This is a genomic window from Pseudoalteromonas sp. L23 (assembly GCF_021728455.1).
Taxonomy (GTDB): Bacteria; Pseudomonadota; Gammaproteobacteria; order Enterobacterales; family Alteromonadaceae; genus Pseudoalteromonas.
This window is the reverse complement of record NZ_JAKKCW010000006.1, coordinates 125,730-142,824: the sequence shown is the minus strand read 5'-3', so window position 1 is coordinate 142,824 and position 17,095 is coordinate 125,730. Positions and strand designations below refer to the sequence as shown.

Sequence of the window (17,095 nt, the reverse complement as noted above, 5' to 3'; positions counted from 1 at the left end):
GGTAGGAGAACGAGATGGCATTATGGGGTGGCCGTTTTTCATCAGGTCCTGATGAGGCATTTAAGCAATTTAATGATTCTCTGCCATTTGATTATCAATTGGCAGAGCAAGATATTGTTGGCTCTATCGCTTGGGCGGGTGCGCTAAAGCAAGTAGATGTATTAACTGAAAGCGAACATCAGCAGATCATCTCAGCGCTGAAACAGCTTTTGGATGAAGTGATTGCTGATCCGCGCAGTGTAGCAACCGCGGGACATGAGGATATTCATTCTTATGTTGAAGCTAAACTTATCGACAAAGTGGGTGATTTAGGTAAAAAGCTGCACACAGGTCGAAGCCGTAACGACCAAGTAGCCACAGACTTTAGATTGTGGAGCCGGAAAACGGCGCAGCAATTGCTTGTGGCACTGAGTTCACTCAAGCAAGCTCTTGTGGTACTCGCAGAGCAGGAGCTTGGTACTATATTGCCAGGCTACACCCATTTACAGCGTGCTCAGCCCGTGCTCTTTAGTCATTGGTGTATGGCCTACGTTGAGATGATTGAGCGTGATGAGTCGCGCTTAAATGATGCGCTTGAAAGGTTAAATGTGTGCCCACTTGGCTCAGGTGCACTAGCGGGGACTGCTTATCCTATCGACCGTGAAATGTTAGCTGTAAACCTTGGCTTTAGAGAAGCCTCTCGCAATAGTTTAGATGCGGTCTCTGATCGTGACTTTGTGGTTGAGCTACTCAGTTGTGCGTCTATTTCGATGATGCATTTATCTCGTTTTGCAGAGGATTTGATCTTTTACAACTCTGGTGAATCTGGATTTATTGATTTGGCCGACAGCGTGACGTCCGGCTCATCCTTGATGCCACAGAAAAAGAATCCTGATGCCTTAGAGTTGATCCGTGGCAAAACAGGTCGAGTTTTTGGCGCCTTTAGCGGCATGATGATGACGCTTAAAGCTTTGCCCTTGGCCTACAACAAAGACATGCAGGAAGATAAAGAAGGCCTATTTGATGCCATGCCAACTTGGCTTGCGTGTATTCATATGGCTGAAGCATGCGTTAAAGGCATTAAGGTTAATGGTGATAAGACGTTAGCGGCTGCAAAAGGTGGTTACGCCAATGCGACAGAGCTTGCTGATTATCTCGTTGCTAAGGGAATACCGTTTAGGGAAGGCCATCACATCGTCGGTGAATTAGTGCAGTTAGCAATTAGTAAGGGGCAAAACCTCGAGGATCTGAGCTTAGAAGAATTCCAGCAAGTCAGCGCAGTAATTGCAGAGGATGTCTACCCGGTACTAGAAATTGACGCTTGTATTGCCGCTCGTAAAGCATTAGGCGGCACCTCATTGCCACAAGTGACCAATGCCATTAAAACGGCAAAAAAAAAGCAAAAAATCCTAGTGCGTGATGCCAATTTAGATGATGTTGAAGCCATTGCCGGACTGATCCAATATTGGGCTAAAGTAGGTGAGAACCTACCGCGAGCGAAAAGTGATATGATCCATAGTATCAATGAGTTTGCGGTGACAGAGGTCGATGGCAAAGTGACAGGATGTGCATCTTTGTATATTTACGACACTGGGCTTGCTGAAATTCGCTCTTTGGGTGTAAATCCCGAAAGCGAAATAAAGGGACAGGGGCAACTTTTAGTCGAGCATTTACTGGTGAAAGCCAAAAAATTGGCACTCAATCGTATTATTGTGCTAACTAGAGTACCTGGCTTCTTTATGAAACAAGGTTTTAACAACTGTACCAAAGATAGCTTGCCTGAAAAAGTGATGAAAGACTGCGAGTTGTGTTTGCGCAAAGATAACTGTGATGAAATTGCGATGGATTTCATTATAAAACAAACATCTAGCTTAAGTATTCCATGTAAATTTGTGGCTTAACACTAAGCTTTTACAGAATAAGAAAGAGCGCTAGTAAGCGTTCTTTCTGTATGTAAATCAACCGATTGAAATTGATTTAATAAATGTTGGCGTGTTTTGTGCTAAGTAAATCTCGATAATTTTTAGATGACTCACTTTTAGAGTTAAGACTAATTTGTAAATATTGAGGGAAATTTCATGATAAAAACAATCCTAGCGAGAAAAAATCAAGCTAAAACAACTGGTCAAGCAAAGCCACTTTCTGATAAGGTGATTCAATCTGTAAGTAAACTTGAGATGGTATCTGGCGCACGTGGAAGTGCAATAATTCCGCCTGGGTCTAAAGAACCGTACTAATGATTAATGTTAATTTATGACTTTTTTGGTATGAGTATAGGAGCCCTTGTAATATGGGGCTTCTTGATGGCCTCACTGCTACATCTATTTTTTTATATACTAAAAGTCCAGAAAAATTTACAGCTACTCTTTGCTTCTATCCTGTTATTTACCTCCTACTTTGTAAGTGATTTTATCATTGCTTCTGATAGCTACAATACGGCTATTCACGGAATATTTGCTTTGTTTGATCTCTTTACCTTATTGATTCTTTTTCTAGTCGCGTATACTTTTTTTAAAGATGAAAAGCTCGAAGTTGGCGTTTTATATATTACGGTAGGTTTGGTTATTAATACTTTAATGTTCTTCTTTATGTTTATAGATACATATATTTATGAAAATGTAACACGCTGGTTCTTATGGTATTTATACTCATACATAGTGATTTCTGTGGACTTTATTATGGTTGCTTCTTTATTAGTCAATAAAGATTGGTTAGGTATTAAATGGGCTATAAGTAAGGTGAGAGCTAGGGTAGCTTGAAAATTTAGTCGATTTAAACTGTGGTTTTTACTTACTTATCAGTGTGTTGTGTTCGTTTTGCTGTTTTTGTGCTTACTGGTTATACACTATCGGAATGTATATAACCGATCAGCTTTTAATTGTCGTTTTGCTTATTCCTAAAGATCTTCTTGGATTATACGCCATGATCATAGAGCGGCGATGGCCGCTCGTTAAAACTGATATTCCACGCTCAACGTAAGTGCTGCGTGGCTTTCGTCTTCTTCCTGAGACTTATCTTGCCATGCTTTTACGCCTATTTTAGCAAGCGCGCCAAACACACCTTGTTGGTAACCGAGTTCCAGCTGGTTTCGCTCAACGTCTAGTGTGTCAAATTCAACTCGTTTCAGTTTGGCATAAGCACCAATGCCGTCCGTGCTGAAGTAATCTAACGCGAAAGTGAGGTTTTGAGCGTCCAATCCCGAGCTTGCTCCAAGCCAGAGGTCGCGTTCACGGTAGTTCGCTGAATCCACTGTATTGTCTCTTGGGCAAAGCGCGAGCTTTAGCTCGTCTTTACAATCAATGCTTGTATCTGAATATTCAATAAAGCTTTTAAGACGATAGTCTTTACCACCCCAATAACTTTCAATACCTAGGGTGTACATTGGATTGCTTGGTAATGCACCACTGTCGTTATTGCCTGCAAACTCACCGTATAAAGCGAGTGGTTGACTAGCTATCCGAGTGGAGTATTTGAAGTCAACGCTGGTGAGGCGTTGTGTTTGCTTTTCGCTTTCAAGGTTTTGTTGTTGATAAACAAAGTCGCTAGATGTTGTACTAAAGCCAAGTTCTAGCCCTTGAATTGGAAAAACGGCCGCTCTAAACCCCCAAAAATCGCCATCCTTTTTACTGGCTATATTCGGGCGTTGTTTTGCCATAATGGCCGTCACTTGCCAAGGACCAACGAAAGAGAGAAAGCTCGGTCCAATGTAGTTGTTATTGGCACGACTCAAACGAACCGCCTTCATGGGGGCTGCGTTGTTTGAAAGCATCAGCGCATTTTCGTTGCTCGGTCCCCACCAGTAGCTTAGCCGCTCAGCGCTGAGAGACCAATTACCAAACAGCACTGCAAGGTGGCTGCCGTGGTGATTAACATATTTCCCATCTTGGCCTTCATCTGCGTAGTTAACCGCAACTTTAGCGCTAACAGCACCGCCTGTAATAACGCCATAAGTACGCAAGCCAGAACGTTCATTTTGACGTTCACCAAAGCCTGTTGAGCGCTCTTCGGCACCGTTAAAATGTGCTTTTACACTGCTGTATCTTTCTCTTTTTGCTTGTTTTAGCGCATGGCGTAAATGTGCCAATGCAAAGCTTGCGGTTTCAGAGAGATTGCTGTCATCAATAGCGGCAAGGTCATTAACAATGCCGCTCCACAACAGAGGATATTGATTAACTGGGCGATTTATCACGCCTTCTGCAACCAGTAAATCTATGCTGTGTTTAAGCTCACTTTGTGACACCTCTATCCAAGGTGAAGCATGCGCATAAGTACCAACCAATACGGCTAGGGATAATAGGCACTTTTTCATCCGTGTAGTTTTTCCTCTAAAGCTTTGGCAACCAGCGGGTGAACAAATTCACTGACATTGCCTTTATGAAGTGCAACTTCTTTTACTAAAGTTGACGAGATAAATGAATTCTTTTCAGATGGCGTTAAAAATACGCTTTCCAAATCGGGATGTAAACGGCGATTCATATTGGCCAGCTGGAACTCATAGTCAAAGTCAGACACCGCGCGAATACCGCGGATCAGCACGTTGGCTTTTTGCTCTTTCGCTAAATCAACGAGTAATCCTGAAAACCCAATCACCTTTACATTTTTATGTGACTTTAAAATTTCTTCAGCCAAAGCAACACGTTGCTCTAGTGAGAAACAAGGCTGTTTATTTGGGTTATGGGCAATTGCCAAGATCACGGTATCAAACATTTTTGCTGCACGTTTGATTAAGTCTTCATGTCCATTAGTGAGGGGATCAAATGTGCCAGGGTAGAGGGCGATGACTTTCATAAGCGTAATTATGTTGAATTTTTTTGTATGGTAACAAGGTTTTTTTGAAAAAACACTGGTCAGCTTTGTCGGATCTAAGCTTATCTAGAGGTAAAATTAGTGCTATTTTTTCACATGGAGCGCGCAATAGCCTATTAACACTAGCAATAGCGCGACCACGTTATCAACAAAGATAGAGAATCGTAATGAATACCAAGGAAAAAATAATACGTACCAGCATCGCGTTATTTAATTTGCATGGAGAGCGCGCGATTACGACAAACCATATAGCGTCCAGTTTGGGGATTAGTCCTGGCAATTTGTACTATCATTTTAAAAATAAAGAAGACATCATTCGGCAAATATTCGCGCTTTATAGCGAGCATTTAAATACGCACTTTAAGCCACTGGAGCAGCACAATGAGCCGCTTGAGCAGCTAACTCAATATTTAGACTCCTTGTTCGACCTGATGTGGCGTTATCACTTTTTCTACGACAATCTGACAGACATCTTGGCTCGTGATGATGAATTGAAAAAAAACTACATTGCTTTTCAGTCACGCTTACTTGAGCAAGTAAAAGCTGTGGTAATTGGTCTAAGAGATACAGGCGTGATCACCATAGATGATGACGATGCTAAAGAGCTCGCGCATATGTTGAAAATGACCGTTAGTTTCTGGACTCCCTATGTTAAAGCCAGAAGAATGACAGGCGTCCTTGAGCAACAAGATATATACAATGGTATTGTTAAAGTTCTGATGATTTTTAAACCTTACGCGACGCCCATGAGCGCACCGAAAGTGGCACAACTTCAGCAGCATTATCAAGCACTAGCAGAGGCGAGCTTACCGAGTATTGCTTAGCCTGAAATAATTAAGCGGGCCTTTTGCCTGGGTGAGCACGGCAAAAGGCTTTCTTTGTAGAGCACAAAGGGAAAAGGTTTGTTTATTTCCTAATCGGCTCTGAGTTTGATATACTCGCGCGCCCGAACTGTCCTCGGTCAGTGTGCGCCACGATAAAGTCCGCTTAGGTCAAATCAGTGCGTCATCGCAACCGATAATCGATCTGTAGTAGAGTGACTTTTATGCTTAAATTTATCGTCAAATTACATCCCGAAATTGCTATTAAGAGCAAATCCGTCCGTAAGCGTTTTACCAAAGTATTAGAGAAAAACATCAAAATGCTGTTGGTTCGCGTTGACGAAAACGTAAAAGTTAAAAATAACTGGGACAATATCTCAGTGACGAGCGAGCTAAGTGACGAGAAAACCCGTCTTGGTCTGATCGACCACCTTAAACGCACGCCAGGTATTGTGCAGTTTATTGAGGTGCAAGAAACACAGTTCGACACGCTTGATGATATCTACCAACAAACGATTGCTTTGGTTGAGCCATTGATCAAGGGCAAAACGTTTTGCGTGCGTGTAAAGCGCCAAGGTAAGCATGAGTTTACTTCAAGCGACGTGGAGCGTTATGTTGGTGGCGGTTTAAACCAAAATGTAGAGGGTGCCAGTGTAAGACTGAAAAAACCTGATGTGACGGTTAAAATCGAAGTCAAAGACAATAAAGCCTACATCGTTCGTCACCAGCACTTTGGTCTAGGTGGCTTCCCACTACCAACGCAAGAAGACGTGCTGTCTTTGGTTTCTGGCGGATTCGACTCGGGTGTTGCGACTTATCAAATGATGCGAAAAGGCGCGCGAACGCACTTTTTGTTCTTTAACTTAGGTGGCGCAGCCCACGAAATTGGCGTTAAGCAAGTGAGCCACTATTTGTGGAAACAATTTAGCTCTACCCACAAAGTTAAATTTATTACGATTGACTTTGAGCCGGTTGTTGCAGAAATTCTTGAAAATATCGAAAGCGGACAAATGGGCGTGGTACTAAAGCGCATGATGATGCGTGCAGGTGCTGTGGTTGCAGAGCGTTTAGGGATCCCTGCGCTGGTAACTGGTGAAAGTATTGGTCAGGTATCGAGCCAAACCTTGGCTAACCTTAACGTGATTGACCGTGTCACAGAGATGCTGATATTACGACCGCTTATTCAACACGATAAAGAAGAGATCATTCGTATTGCCAGAGCGATTGGCACCAATGAAATGGCAGAAGCAATGCCTGAATATTGTGGTGTGATCTCTCAAAAACCAACGGTAAAAGCACAGCTTCACAAGATATTAGCTGAAGAAGAAAAGTTTGACTTTGATGTATTGAATACGGTTGTAGCTAACGCGACGGTAAAAGATATTCGCGACATTGAAGCTGAAGCAAAAGAAGAGGTGAAAGAAGCGGAATCGGTAAGTGAATTACCGGACAACGCGGTGGTACTGGATATTCGTTCTCCAGAAGAGGAAGATGCAAACCCTCTAGAGCTAGATGGTGCACAAGTGATCCACTTACCTTTCTTTAGATTAGCCACTAAGTTTGGCGACTTACCACAGGACAAAGCATACTACTTGTACTGTTCGAAAGGCGTAATGAGCCAGTTACAAGCACTTATTCTGCATGAAAATGGCTATGCAAACGTCAAGGTGTACCGTCCTTAAAAAAGCGTGTTAACAAGCGTTGGGTGAGACTTTAGGATTTACCCAACGTGCGTTTTTTGTGGGGAGGTTATAGGTTGCTTGTTTATCCTCGTTTATTTACTAGGTATTTTGTAGCTGCCCTCCACAGTTAGTATCAAAGCGCAGCCATGCGCTCCTCGTTCATTCTTTTGAAACGACACAATCGAGCGAATCAAGAAAACGTCGCCCCGACATCATACTGAAGCCTAAAACCAAAAAACTGATAGGAAAGCAACCGACATCCCGCCGGTGCATTGCATATCGGCTTATGCTTCTCAGGTGTGATGAAAGGGGAATTATACCAGTTGTATTAAGTAAATGATCTATCTTGAAGCGGGGAAATAGCTTTAGTAGCAAGGCAAAAATTTTGCTATTTAGTTGTTCTAAATGAGAAATTTTTAACGAAGCTAATATGCTATTTCACCCTTCAAATTGATTAGAGAATTAATTCAATTGGTATTAGCTGCTTATGAAACCTTCTACGGTTTTAGCAGTTAAGCTGCTTGCAAGTATTGCAAAAACTCTCAACGAGCTGTATCCCTAATTCGCTGTGCAAATAACTTTGTGGGGGGCGGTTTACCCGCCGAGAAGTTAAGTCTATTGTCGCGCTAGCTGCCAGCGCTTATTCACTTCCTCAAGTAACTGTTGATTAAACGGCACATCGATATTTTGCTTCGCTGCTAGCTCACAAATATACCCGCACATGGCGTCAATTTCTGTGCGTCTGTTATTCGTGATATCCTGATTCATTGAAGAGCGATTGTTTGCAGTTTGCGCCATTACGGTGTAAGCAAGCGTGACTAGCTCGCTAAGCGCTAAGTTCACGCCTGTACTTGTGGCCACAAGTTGTACTTCATTCATTAAATTAAGGATTTGGGCCGCGTATTTGGGCTGTCTTAGCTGACCATTTGCGACTTGTTCCAATGCACTTAACGGGTTAATGGCAATATTAACCGCCAGCTTTTTCCAAAGTGTTGGCATGATGTCAAACGTGGTTTGAGCATTGTCAAATGTGCTAAACAATTGCGAGAATACGCGCTGGTAGTGGCATTCAGCTGGTAAATTTAACGGCCCAAACCAAGTTGCACCTTGTCCTGTATGATGCACAGTGTCTGCGACTTTATAGCCTGCGATGGATGTGCTTAAGAAGTAGGCTGATTGTGTTTTATCAAGCGCTGCTAACTCACCAGACCAATCTACCATGCCATTATGACTAAGGATTAGCGTGCCATTTTTTGAAAGTGCAGGGTGAAGCGCTCGGAGTGCTTCGATGACCTGATATGCTTTAACAGGAATGATTAGCGTATCTATACTGCTAGCTGGAAGTTCTGCAAGCGTTTTTGTACTGCATGGGATGGTTTGTTGAATACTTGCTGTTTGATAGCGATAAGTCGCCGCGCGTTTGTTTCGAGTGATCAGCGTAATTTGATGAGATTGACTAAGGTGCTGGGCGAGCAGTAATCCTATCGCCCCTTCACCTAAAATATGTATGTTAGCCATGTTTTCTGTTGCGCCAACTTGCCCAAATATAAAATAGAACAAAATAACTGACCGCACCGGCTAAATCAGCGAAAAAATCAGCGGTAGATGCTTGGCGATACGGTAATGAATGTTGCATCCACTCAATTCCTGCACCATACAAGGACAGCAGTACTATGTGTGTCCATACTTTCACTTTAAAAGCATGGTGAGAGATAAACGCAAGCACAAAAAATACACCAAAATGCGCCACTTTATCGATATTTGGGAACAGCTTTGGAGACAAGCTAATTTCCTTTGCGAATAGCACCGTACATATAATTAAAGAGATAATCAAAAGAGCTTTATAAACGCGCCGTGTCACAATACATCCTACTTCTGTATGACTAAGCGAGCAGTATACCATCGAAAACTGTCCATTGGGTGAACATCCTAATACGCTGTTTAAAAACTTAAAGTAACTCAAATTAAGCATAAACTGCTATAATCGAGCCAAAATGACTTTAGGAGAGAAGCATGCCTTCATTTGATATTGTATCTGAAATTGATATGACAGAAGCAAAAAATACCGTAGACAACGCGGTTCGCGAGCTTGATACGCGTTTTGATTTTCGTGGCGTAGATGCATCAATCGAGCTTAACGGTGAAATGATCAACCTTAAAGCGGAAGCAGAACAGCAAGTTATGCAGTTGTTTGATATGTTAGTGGGTAAAGCGGCAAAGCGTGGCCTTGATGTGGCAAGCTTCGAGCTAAAAGACATTGAACGCTCAGGCAAATACGTATCGCGCAAGGTGGCGTTAAAACAAGGCATCGACAAAGAGATGGCGAAAAAACTGGTTAAGCTTATTAAAGACTCAAAAGTTAAAGTTCAAGCATCAATTCAAGGCGATACGGTGCGTGTAACGGGTAAAAAGCGTGACGATTTGCAAGAAACGATGCAATTGGTTCGTACCGGTGAGCTTGGCCAACCATTTCAATTCAAAAACTTCCGCGACTAATTACGCTTTACTTCATTCCAAAAGTGCATAGATTGCACTTTTGGATTTCTAGACGTCCATTGACAATCATTCCGAAACCCAAGACAATAGCCTCGCATTTTCAAGGTGCTGTACACAACCTAGTGTGGTTGCTAAGTGTATAGATAATCGGGAAACTGGTGCGAACACAAGGGAACACCTAATTGCGTTAATCAACAATAAATTGAATAAGACAGTTTATTGCACGTGATTAGCTTGGATCGGTTCTATGCCAGTGCTGCCCCCGCAACGGTAGAGTGAACTGCTAATTTGCAGGTTTACTGAGCCCGGAGACCGGCCTTGAAACAGTCACTTTGTGTTCTTGTACGGTGGGTACAAGTTAGGGGAAACCATGTTAAATAAAACTGCTCTAAGCGCGGCGATAGCGACGGCGCTCTCTTTTTCAGCGTTTGCTGATCAAAATGTTGAACATATCACTGTTACTGCCAATAAATTTGAACAATCTCTAGAAAGCGCACTGTCTGCCATTACGGTTATAGGTCGTGCTGAAATTGAAAAAAGCAATGTGCAAGATGTCGTATCGCTACTCGATAATGTCTCTGGTATTCAAGCGGTTAGAAACGGTGGCTTCGGCCAAAGCGTGAGTTTATTCCTACGCGGTAATGACGCTAAGCATACGCTAGTGTTAATCGATGGGGTTCGAGTGACGGATGCAAACTCCGGTGACAATTCGCTCACTAATTTACCACTTAATAGCATCGAAAGAATTGAGATCATTCGTGGTGCCAAAGCTGCGATTTATGGTTCAGATGCCATTGCTGGCGTGATTAACATTATTAGTCGCGAAGGGAATAACAATACTATCGCGTTTACTACTGGGAGTAACAATTACTCCAAGACCGAAGCGACGGTAAATTACAAAAAAGACAAGTTTAGTATTGCAGCTAATGCGGGTTACACTCATACCGATGGCTATGATGTGATTGAGAAAGACCCTGAAGCTGCAATCACAAAAAACCATGACCGTGATGGATATTATAACGGTAATGCCGGTTTAAATGTGCAGTATGGTGATGAAGAAAGTGGCATTTTTAGCTTACGTTCACAGTACAGTGAAGGTGAGGGGGAGTATGACTCTTTTGGTAGTGATGCTTACCGTTTCCATAACTACACCAATAAGTTGGCGTGGAAAAGACGTACTGATAAGTTTAGCCAAAGTGCGTCATACAGCTTAGGTAAGGAACAAAATGTTCAAATCGGTAATAGTGCTGACGATAACGCTTATATCACCAAACGCAGCCAATTTGAATATCAGTCGCAATATAGTTTAACTGAAGCTTTGATCTTCACGGGTAACTTTACCTTTCTAAATGAAGATGTTGGTGATTCTACCGCCTCTTTTTCAGAGCCTGAGCGTGATAATTTATCTTTAGCACTCGGTGGGTTTTACAACGATGAAAATTGGCTGGCAGAGGTTGTACTGAGAACGGATGATTATGATTTTCATGGTCGTGCAAACACCTACACGGTTGCTGTAGGCAAGCAACTCATGGATGGCCTAAGTGTTAAGTTGAATCATGGTACTGCCTTTAGAGCACCTTCTTTATCACAGGCGTTTGTGATTGATAGTCCTTACTATTTACCTAACCCAAATATTAAGCCAGAAGAAGCTACTAATAACGAAATTATTGTTACATGGAGCGGCGAGAACTTCCGTGTGGAAGCTGCGGTATACGATAACCGTATTACCGATAAAATCGTTTATCAGCAAAATGATAAATGGAAATACATCCCTTACAATGTTCAGCGCGCTGACTTTGAAGGTGCTGATCTTTCTGTTGAAATTGAAGACAACTTTGGTATCGAGCATACGGTAAATGTGAGTTATGTGAGTGCTAAAGACGCAGATACCGATAAGCAATTACAGCGCAGAGCGAGACGCACCTTAACTTATTCAGTCAGTAAAGAGTGGGAAAATGTCGACGCAACACTGACCTTAGTCCATAGAGGTAATCGCGACGAAAAAGTATGGGGAGCTGAAGGTGCATATACAGTGACTTTACCGTCATATACGCTGTTTAACTTAGCTGCTAACTATACGTTTTTCGACGGATTCAAGTTAAATGGCCGTATTGAAAACTTAACCGATAAGCGTTATTTCAATGCCACAGCGGGCGAAGCAAAAGATGGCTCTTTACTGGGCTATAAGCCACTAGGTAGACAAGCCTACGTTGGTGTGAGCTACAGCTTCTAATGCGTTAACTGCTTTTCAATACCCAGAGTGATCCATCGTGAGTAATGGATCACTTTTCTTATTTATCATTTAGGGCCTGTTGACCTTTGCTGTTTGGTTTTTGTTCTTCTGAGTGTGTTTTGATCGCGACGCTCGACTTGCCGCCTAGTAATCTAGGCAAAAGTTGAGCAACAATGAACAAAGCGTACTCAGGTGAACCCAAAGGGCAGCGCTTGACTGGCACTTCTACTGTGTTATCACCTGACTTACATAGAATAACTATGCTACGCAGGCTCTGCCTTGTATAAATACCAGTCAAACTGCTGCAAAAACAAACTTGAAAGATCAACAGGCCCTAGTTGCATTACATTTGTAACTGGTGTTCTGCTTTATGTGTGGTTGATAATAGATTTGATTTGTATTATTACTACCTTAAGGAAAAGAACATGAAGTCACTATTATTTGGGTTACTCACGCTTGGGATTGTCACATCAGCGCAAGCTTCGCTACCTGAAAACCAGCTTGAACCTCAATTTTCAACACAATCAATGACGGGCGATTTCGCTTGGTTTAACGCGCCATCGCAAACCTGTAATCGGATCCGCAGCATGATGTATTATCGCCACCCCGGCAACGATCACCTAACGCCTATATCTGTGCCTGTGATTTATACTGGTGGAGAGTGTTGGTCTACTGGCAGGACAACATCTAGCCAAGGTCCAAAGGAAATGTATACGCAGGTTTCAGATATCATTCATCAGCAATTTTCGAATGTAGAACATAACTACAAAGAGTTGACGACCGATATCGTCAATAATATTGCCGCACAATCTAGTTCAAATAAAGTAAGCCACACGACTAGTCTCTACGGCACTATGCATATGAAAATCGCAGGTAGAGTCGATGCACAAAATAAAGTACCGGTGTTGATCGATGGCTTCGATTTGAAGTCTTACGCTAAGTTTCGTAAGAAGCAGCTTGGGATGAATATTTATATCCATGTCTATATTAACAACGAAAATGTCACCATCAAAGGTAAGTATGATGTACGTACCCAGCAGCTTGAGTTAGATCCTTTAATTTCTAGCTTTAAGCCTGTGGTGACGACAAAAGTAGAGCTGCCGTGGATCCTCGATTTGATAGATACCTTGACTCCGGGGATTTTTGACAAGCTTTATACAGAATTTAGCCGTATTGTGATTGATGTGTTTGAATTCTTGGGTGTGGATATGAGCGAAGATATTCCGCAGGTCATTAAACACAACGCCCAGTTAATCAATTCAGGTGTCGTTCCGCTTAAAGGCTTAGATACCTTAAGACCTGGTGATACTGCGAATTTAGAAATGGAAGTAACGCGTGGGCATTTGCGGATTAAAGATGGCCGCACTAGTTTTTATGTATTTGCTATACCTATGTTGCCGTAAGGCGTAAGCCGAACGCAATCTATTGCGTTCGGCACACAAGTTTAGTGCTTTAAATTTGCCGCAAAATAGCTTTCAAATTTTGCAATTTTAGGGGCAATCATCACACTGCAATAGCCTTGATTTGGGTTTTCAGTGTAATAATCTTGGTGATAGTGCTCAGCAGGATAAAATTCAGGCGCTGGGCTAACCTCAGTCACTATTTTTTCACTCAACTGATTTTGAAGCTGCGCAATACAATCTTGAGTTTGCTGCTGTTGCTGCTGGTCATGATAAAACACCACACTGCGGTACTGAGTACCAATGTCATTGCCTTGGCGATTCAACTGCGTTGGGTCATGCAGGGTAAAAAACATATTAAGCAAAGTATCAAAGCTGACAATATCGGCATCAAATTGCAGTTGGACTACCTCAGCATGACCACTGTCTCCCCGACATATCATTTGATAGGTGGGATTATCTGTGTGGCCACCTGCGTAACCTGACTGCACTGACTCAACACCATTGACGCGGCGAAATGCCGCATCAATACACCAAAAACAACCACCACCAAAAGTTGCGGTTTGTAAAGTTGCCATTATACCTCCTGCTCAGGATGTTGTTTCGACTGCTCCTCAAGACGTTTTGTCGTCTCTTCTGGAGATTGCGTCTGCTTAGCTAGTAAAGTATAGGCGGTTGGGATAACAAACAAGGTTAAAATGGTGGCAACACTGACACCGGCAAAAATCACGACACCGATCACCATGCGGCTTTCGAACCCAGGGCCTGTTGCAAACACAAGCGGGATAGAGCTCATCACGGTTGTTAGCGAGGTCATAATAATAGGTCTTAATCGCTGCGCAGCAGCATCAACAATGGCTTGTTCGAAGGCAATGCCTTTGTCACGCAATTGGTTAGCAAATTCCACGATTAAGATACCGTTTTTGGCGCTAAGGCCAATCAACATGACAATACCAATTTGGCTATAAATGTTTAGCGTGCTGTCGGTGATAAATAATCCATACATCGCACCGACTAAGCCCAGCGGTACGGTGAGCATGATAACCAGTGGATGGACAAAGCTTTCAAACTGTGCGGCTAATACTAAGAAAGTAACGGTGAGCGCCAGAATGAACACATAGGTCATCGCTGATGCACCTTCATAAAACAGCTGTGACTCGCCTTTGTAGTCGATGGCACCGTCGATATCATTCTCTTCGGCGGCAACTTTATTTAAAAAGTCGAGCGCTTGCTCCAGTGTATAGTCGCCAGCGAGGTTTGCCGTGATAGTGATTGCGCGCATACGGTTGTAGCGGTTTAATCGAGAAGCTGTGGCTTCTTCTTTTATGGTGATCAAACTGTCTAATGGCACGAGCTCATCGCTACGAGATTTCACATAAATATCAGAAATATTATCTGGGGCAGAGAAGTCGGCTTTGGTGCCTTTTAAGATCACATCGTATTCTTCACCGCGGTCAATAAAGGTGGTAACACGACGTTGTCCCAGCATGGTTTCTAGCGTTTGGCCGATGGCACTTACCGACACGCCTAAATCTGCGGCTTTGGTTTTATCAATGCTTATCAAAAACTGTGGGAAGGTTTCTTTGTAATCGTGATCGAGGCGAACCAGTCCTTTATTTTCTCGTGCGCGTTCTAGGATGCGATCACGCCATGCGGCCAATTCGTCATAGTCGTTGCCTTGTAGTACAAACTCAATGGGGCGTGAGTTACCGCCGCCGCCAATACCACGGCGCATAATAGCAAAGGCGCGAATATCTGTAACATCTTGCATTTTACCGCTGATCTCATCCATGACTTCCCAAGTAGAGCGTTTTCGCTCATCCCAGTCTGGCATGCCGATAATAGCAACACCGCCTTGACCACCCCAACCAGGTACCCGAATAAGCACGCGGCTAAGTTCCTCTGAGTCTACATAAGGAAGTAGGCGCTCTTCAATTTTTGCCATATTTTGCGAGTTGTTTTCGTAGCTTGCCCCTTCAGGACCATTCATCATAACGAAGAAAGTACCGCGGTCTTCTTTTGGTGTCAGTTCAGACGGGATCTGTTTAAACAGGCTATAGCTGGTAAAACCCGCTAGTGCCAACATCACGATCAGGCTGTATTTGCGCGATAAGTTGTCTTGTAAAACACGGCGATACCCTTGTTCTAGTCGAGTAAATTGACGGTCCATCCACTGACTAAAGCGGTTTTCTTTATTACTAGGTTTTAATACTTTGGAGCAAAGGGCTGGAGACAAGGTCAACGCGGTAATACTGGAGAACAGCACCGCAGCACTTACTGCAAAGGCAAACTCGGTAAATAGGGCACCAATACGACCATCCATAAAGACCAAGGGAATAAACACGGCAACCAAAACCAGGGTTGTTGCAATGATGGCAAAGCCTACTTCACGCGCGCCACGGTATGCCGCCAGTAACTTGGGTTCGCCAAGCTCGATACGGCGATAGATATTTTCCAGCATTACAATGGCGTCATCGACCACAAGGCCGATGGCAAGCACAAGTGCAAGAAGCGTCAGCAAGTTGATAGAATACCCCATGGCCAGCAAGAACATAAAGGTTGCAACTAAGGCTACCGGCACGGTAACAGCAGGGATCAGCGTAGCGCGGATATTGCCAAGGAAGATGTAGATAACGAGTACCACCAACGCCATGGCAATCGCAAGTGTGCTGTATACTTCCGCAATGGACTCACGAATAAAAATAGAAGAATCGTAGCTGTCTTCTATGGTGGTACCTTGAGGCAGGTTGCGTTTTATTTTTTCAAGCTCTTTACGGGCGTTGTCGACCACTTCTAGCGTATTGGCTTTGGCTTGCTTTACAACGCCAAGGCCAATCATATTTTTACCATTACCACGGAAGGTACTTTCGTCGTCAGCGGCTTCAAGTACCACCTGCGCGACTTCACCAAGTCGCACCAAATAGCCTTGTTCGCCACGCTTAATCACTAGGTTGTCAAAGTCTTCTTGAGTCTTATAGCTTCTGGCAATACGAACAGAGAAATCACGGTCTACGGATTCTATTTCGCCAGCGGGTAATTCTACGTTTTCTCTGCGTAGCACTTGTTCAATATCACTGCTTGTGACTCCACGAGCGGCCATCGCTTTTCGGTCTAGCCAAATCTTCATGGCGTATTGACGTTCACCGCCAATACGTACATTCGATACGCCATCAACAACCGCCAGGCGGTCAACGATAAAGCGCTGGGCGTAGTCTGAAAGCTGCAAGGTATCCATGGTTTCGCTGTTGAGTACAAACCAAGCGATAGGGCTTTCGTCGCTGTTTGATTTCGATACTTCAGGCGGCCTAACTTGCTCTGGCAACCTATCCAGCGCCCGAGAAACGCGCTCACGCACATCATTTGCAGCAGCGTCGATGTCGCGATCGATATTAAATTCGATAGTGATATTGGAACTACCATTGCGGCTACTTGAATTTATGCTTTTGATCCCTTCGATCCCCGAAATCCGGTTTTCTAATACTTGGGTGATCTTGGTTTCTACTACTTCCGCTGATGCACCTGTGTAGTTAGTGCTTACACTGACTATTGGGGTTTCAATATCAGGATATTCGCGCAGCGGTAGCATAGTAAATGCCACTAAGCCAAAGGTCAGCAGCAGTAAGTTAATAACGATCGCGAAGATCGGGCGCTTTACCGCCGTATCAGTGATTCTCACGT

14 protein-coding genes and 1 riboswitch are annotated in these 17,095 nt (G+C 43.3%); of the genes, 8 read left to right on the top strand and 6 right to left on the bottom strand.

Annotated features, from left to right (window positions below; genetic code table 11):
- Positions 1–14 precede the first annotated feature (14 nt).
- The 3 genes from argH (at position 15) to L3V43_RS12175 (ending at position 2,738) form a co-directional block, all read left to right on the top strand.
- Entirely contained in the window at positions 15–1,880 is a 1,866-nt protein-coding gene (argH, locus tag L3V43_RS12185; RefSeq protein ID WP_237116640.1) for an argininosuccinate lyase, read from the top strand.
- Between the two features lie 177 nt (positions 1,881–2,057).
- Positions 2,058–2,216: a hypothetical protein gene (locus tag L3V43_RS12180; RefSeq protein WP_167310205.1), complete on the top strand. Its 159-nt coding sequence runs from the start codon at positions 2,058–2,060 to the stop codon at positions 2,214–2,216.
- Positions 2,217–2,282: 66 nt separating this feature from the next.
- On the top strand, positions 2,283–2,738 hold the full coding sequence (locus L3V43_RS12175; protein ID WP_233525185.1) for a hypothetical protein: 456 nt from the start codon (positions 2,283–2,285) through the stop codon (positions 2,736–2,738).
- Between the two features lie 191 nt (positions 2,739–2,929).
- Here the strand turns inward: L3V43_RS12175 and L3V43_RS12170 are convergent, their stop codons facing one another.
- Together L3V43_RS12170 and coaD are read right to left on the bottom strand one after the other, a co-directional pair.
- Entirely contained in the window at positions 2,930–4,288 is a 1,359-nt protein-coding gene (locus L3V43_RS12170) for a capsule assembly Wzi family protein (protein WP_237116641.1), read from the bottom strand.
- Complete coding sequence (coaD, locus tag L3V43_RS12165) at positions 4,285–4,767, bottom strand: pantetheine-phosphate adenylyltransferase (RefSeq protein WP_010374242.1); 483 nt, start codon at positions 4,765–4,767, stop codon at positions 4,285–4,287. Before coaD ends, L3V43_RS12170 begins: the two co-directional genes overlap by 4 nt.
- Positions 4,768–4,952: 185 nt before the next feature.
- Between coaD and L3V43_RS12160 the strand changes: the two genes are divergently transcribed.
- Together L3V43_RS12160 and thiI are read left to right on the top strand one after the other, a co-directional pair.
- Positions 4,953–5,609: a TetR/AcrR family transcriptional regulator gene (locus L3V43_RS12160; protein ID WP_010374241.1), complete on the top strand. Its 657-nt coding sequence runs from the start codon at positions 4,953–4,955 to the stop codon at positions 5,607–5,609.
- Positions 5,610–5,830: 221 nt separating this feature from the next.
- The gene (gene thiI / locus L3V43_RS12155; protein ID WP_010607129.1) at positions 5,831–7,288 is read left to right on the top strand and encodes a tRNA uracil 4-sulfurtransferase ThiI; all 1,458 of its coding nucleotides are present in this window, start codon (positions 5,831–5,833) and stop codon (positions 7,286–7,288) included.
- Positions 7,289–7,903: 615 nt separating this feature from the next.
- Here the strand turns inward: thiI and L3V43_RS12150 are convergent.
- Entirely contained in the window at positions 7,904–8,806 is a 903-nt protein-coding gene (locus L3V43_RS12150) for a 2-dehydropantoate 2-reductase (protein WP_237116642.1), read from the bottom strand.
- Positions 8,799–9,149 carry a VanZ family protein gene (locus L3V43_RS12145; protein WP_174170590.1) on the bottom strand — a complete coding sequence of 117 codons (351 nt, stop codon included), beginning with the start codon at positions 9,147–9,149 and terminating at the stop codon, positions 8,799–8,801. Before L3V43_RS12145 ends, L3V43_RS12150 begins: the two co-directional genes overlap by 8 nt.
- Positions 9,150–9,301: 152 nt before the next feature.
- Between L3V43_RS12145 and L3V43_RS12140 the strand changes: the two genes are divergently transcribed.
- The 3 genes from L3V43_RS12140 to L3V43_RS12130 all read left to right on the top strand — a co-directional run bounded on the left by L3V43_RS12140 (position 9,302) and on the right by L3V43_RS12130 (position 13,420).
- On the top strand, positions 9,302–9,784 hold the full coding sequence (locus tag L3V43_RS12140) for a YajQ family cyclic di-GMP-binding protein (protein WP_102057584.1): 483 nt from the start codon (positions 9,302–9,304) through the stop codon (positions 9,782–9,784).
- A gap of 89 nt (positions 9,785–9,873) precedes the next feature.
- Positions 9,874–10,120: riboswitch (cobalamin riboswitch) on the top strand.
- 34 nt (positions 10,121–10,154) lie between these two features.
- Positions 10,155–12,017, top strand: a complete 1,863-nt coding sequence (locus L3V43_RS12135) for a TonB-dependent receptor (protein WP_237116643.1) — start codon at positions 10,155–10,157, stop codon at positions 12,015–12,017.
- A gap of 425 nt (positions 12,018–12,442) precedes the next feature.
- The gene (locus L3V43_RS12130) at positions 12,443–13,420 is read left to right on the top strand and encodes a hypothetical protein (RefSeq protein ID WP_237116644.1); all 978 of its coding nucleotides are present in this window, start codon (positions 12,443–12,445) and stop codon (positions 13,418–13,420) included.
- A gap of 41 nt (positions 13,421–13,461) precedes the next feature.
- Here L3V43_RS12130 and msrA read toward each other — a convergent pair whose 3' ends face one another.
- Positions 13,462–13,998, bottom strand: a complete 537-nt coding sequence (gene msrA / locus L3V43_RS12125; RefSeq protein ID WP_237116669.1) for a peptide-methionine (S)-S-oxide reductase MsrA — start codon at positions 13,996–13,998, stop codon at positions 13,462–13,464.
- Complete coding sequence (locus L3V43_RS12120; protein WP_010607137.1) at positions 13,995–17,093, bottom strand: efflux RND transporter permease subunit; 3,099 nt, start codon at positions 17,091–17,093, stop codon at positions 13,995–13,997. Before L3V43_RS12120 ends, msrA begins: the two co-directional genes overlap by 4 nt.
- Between the last annotated feature and the right edge of the window lie 2 nt (positions 17,094–17,095).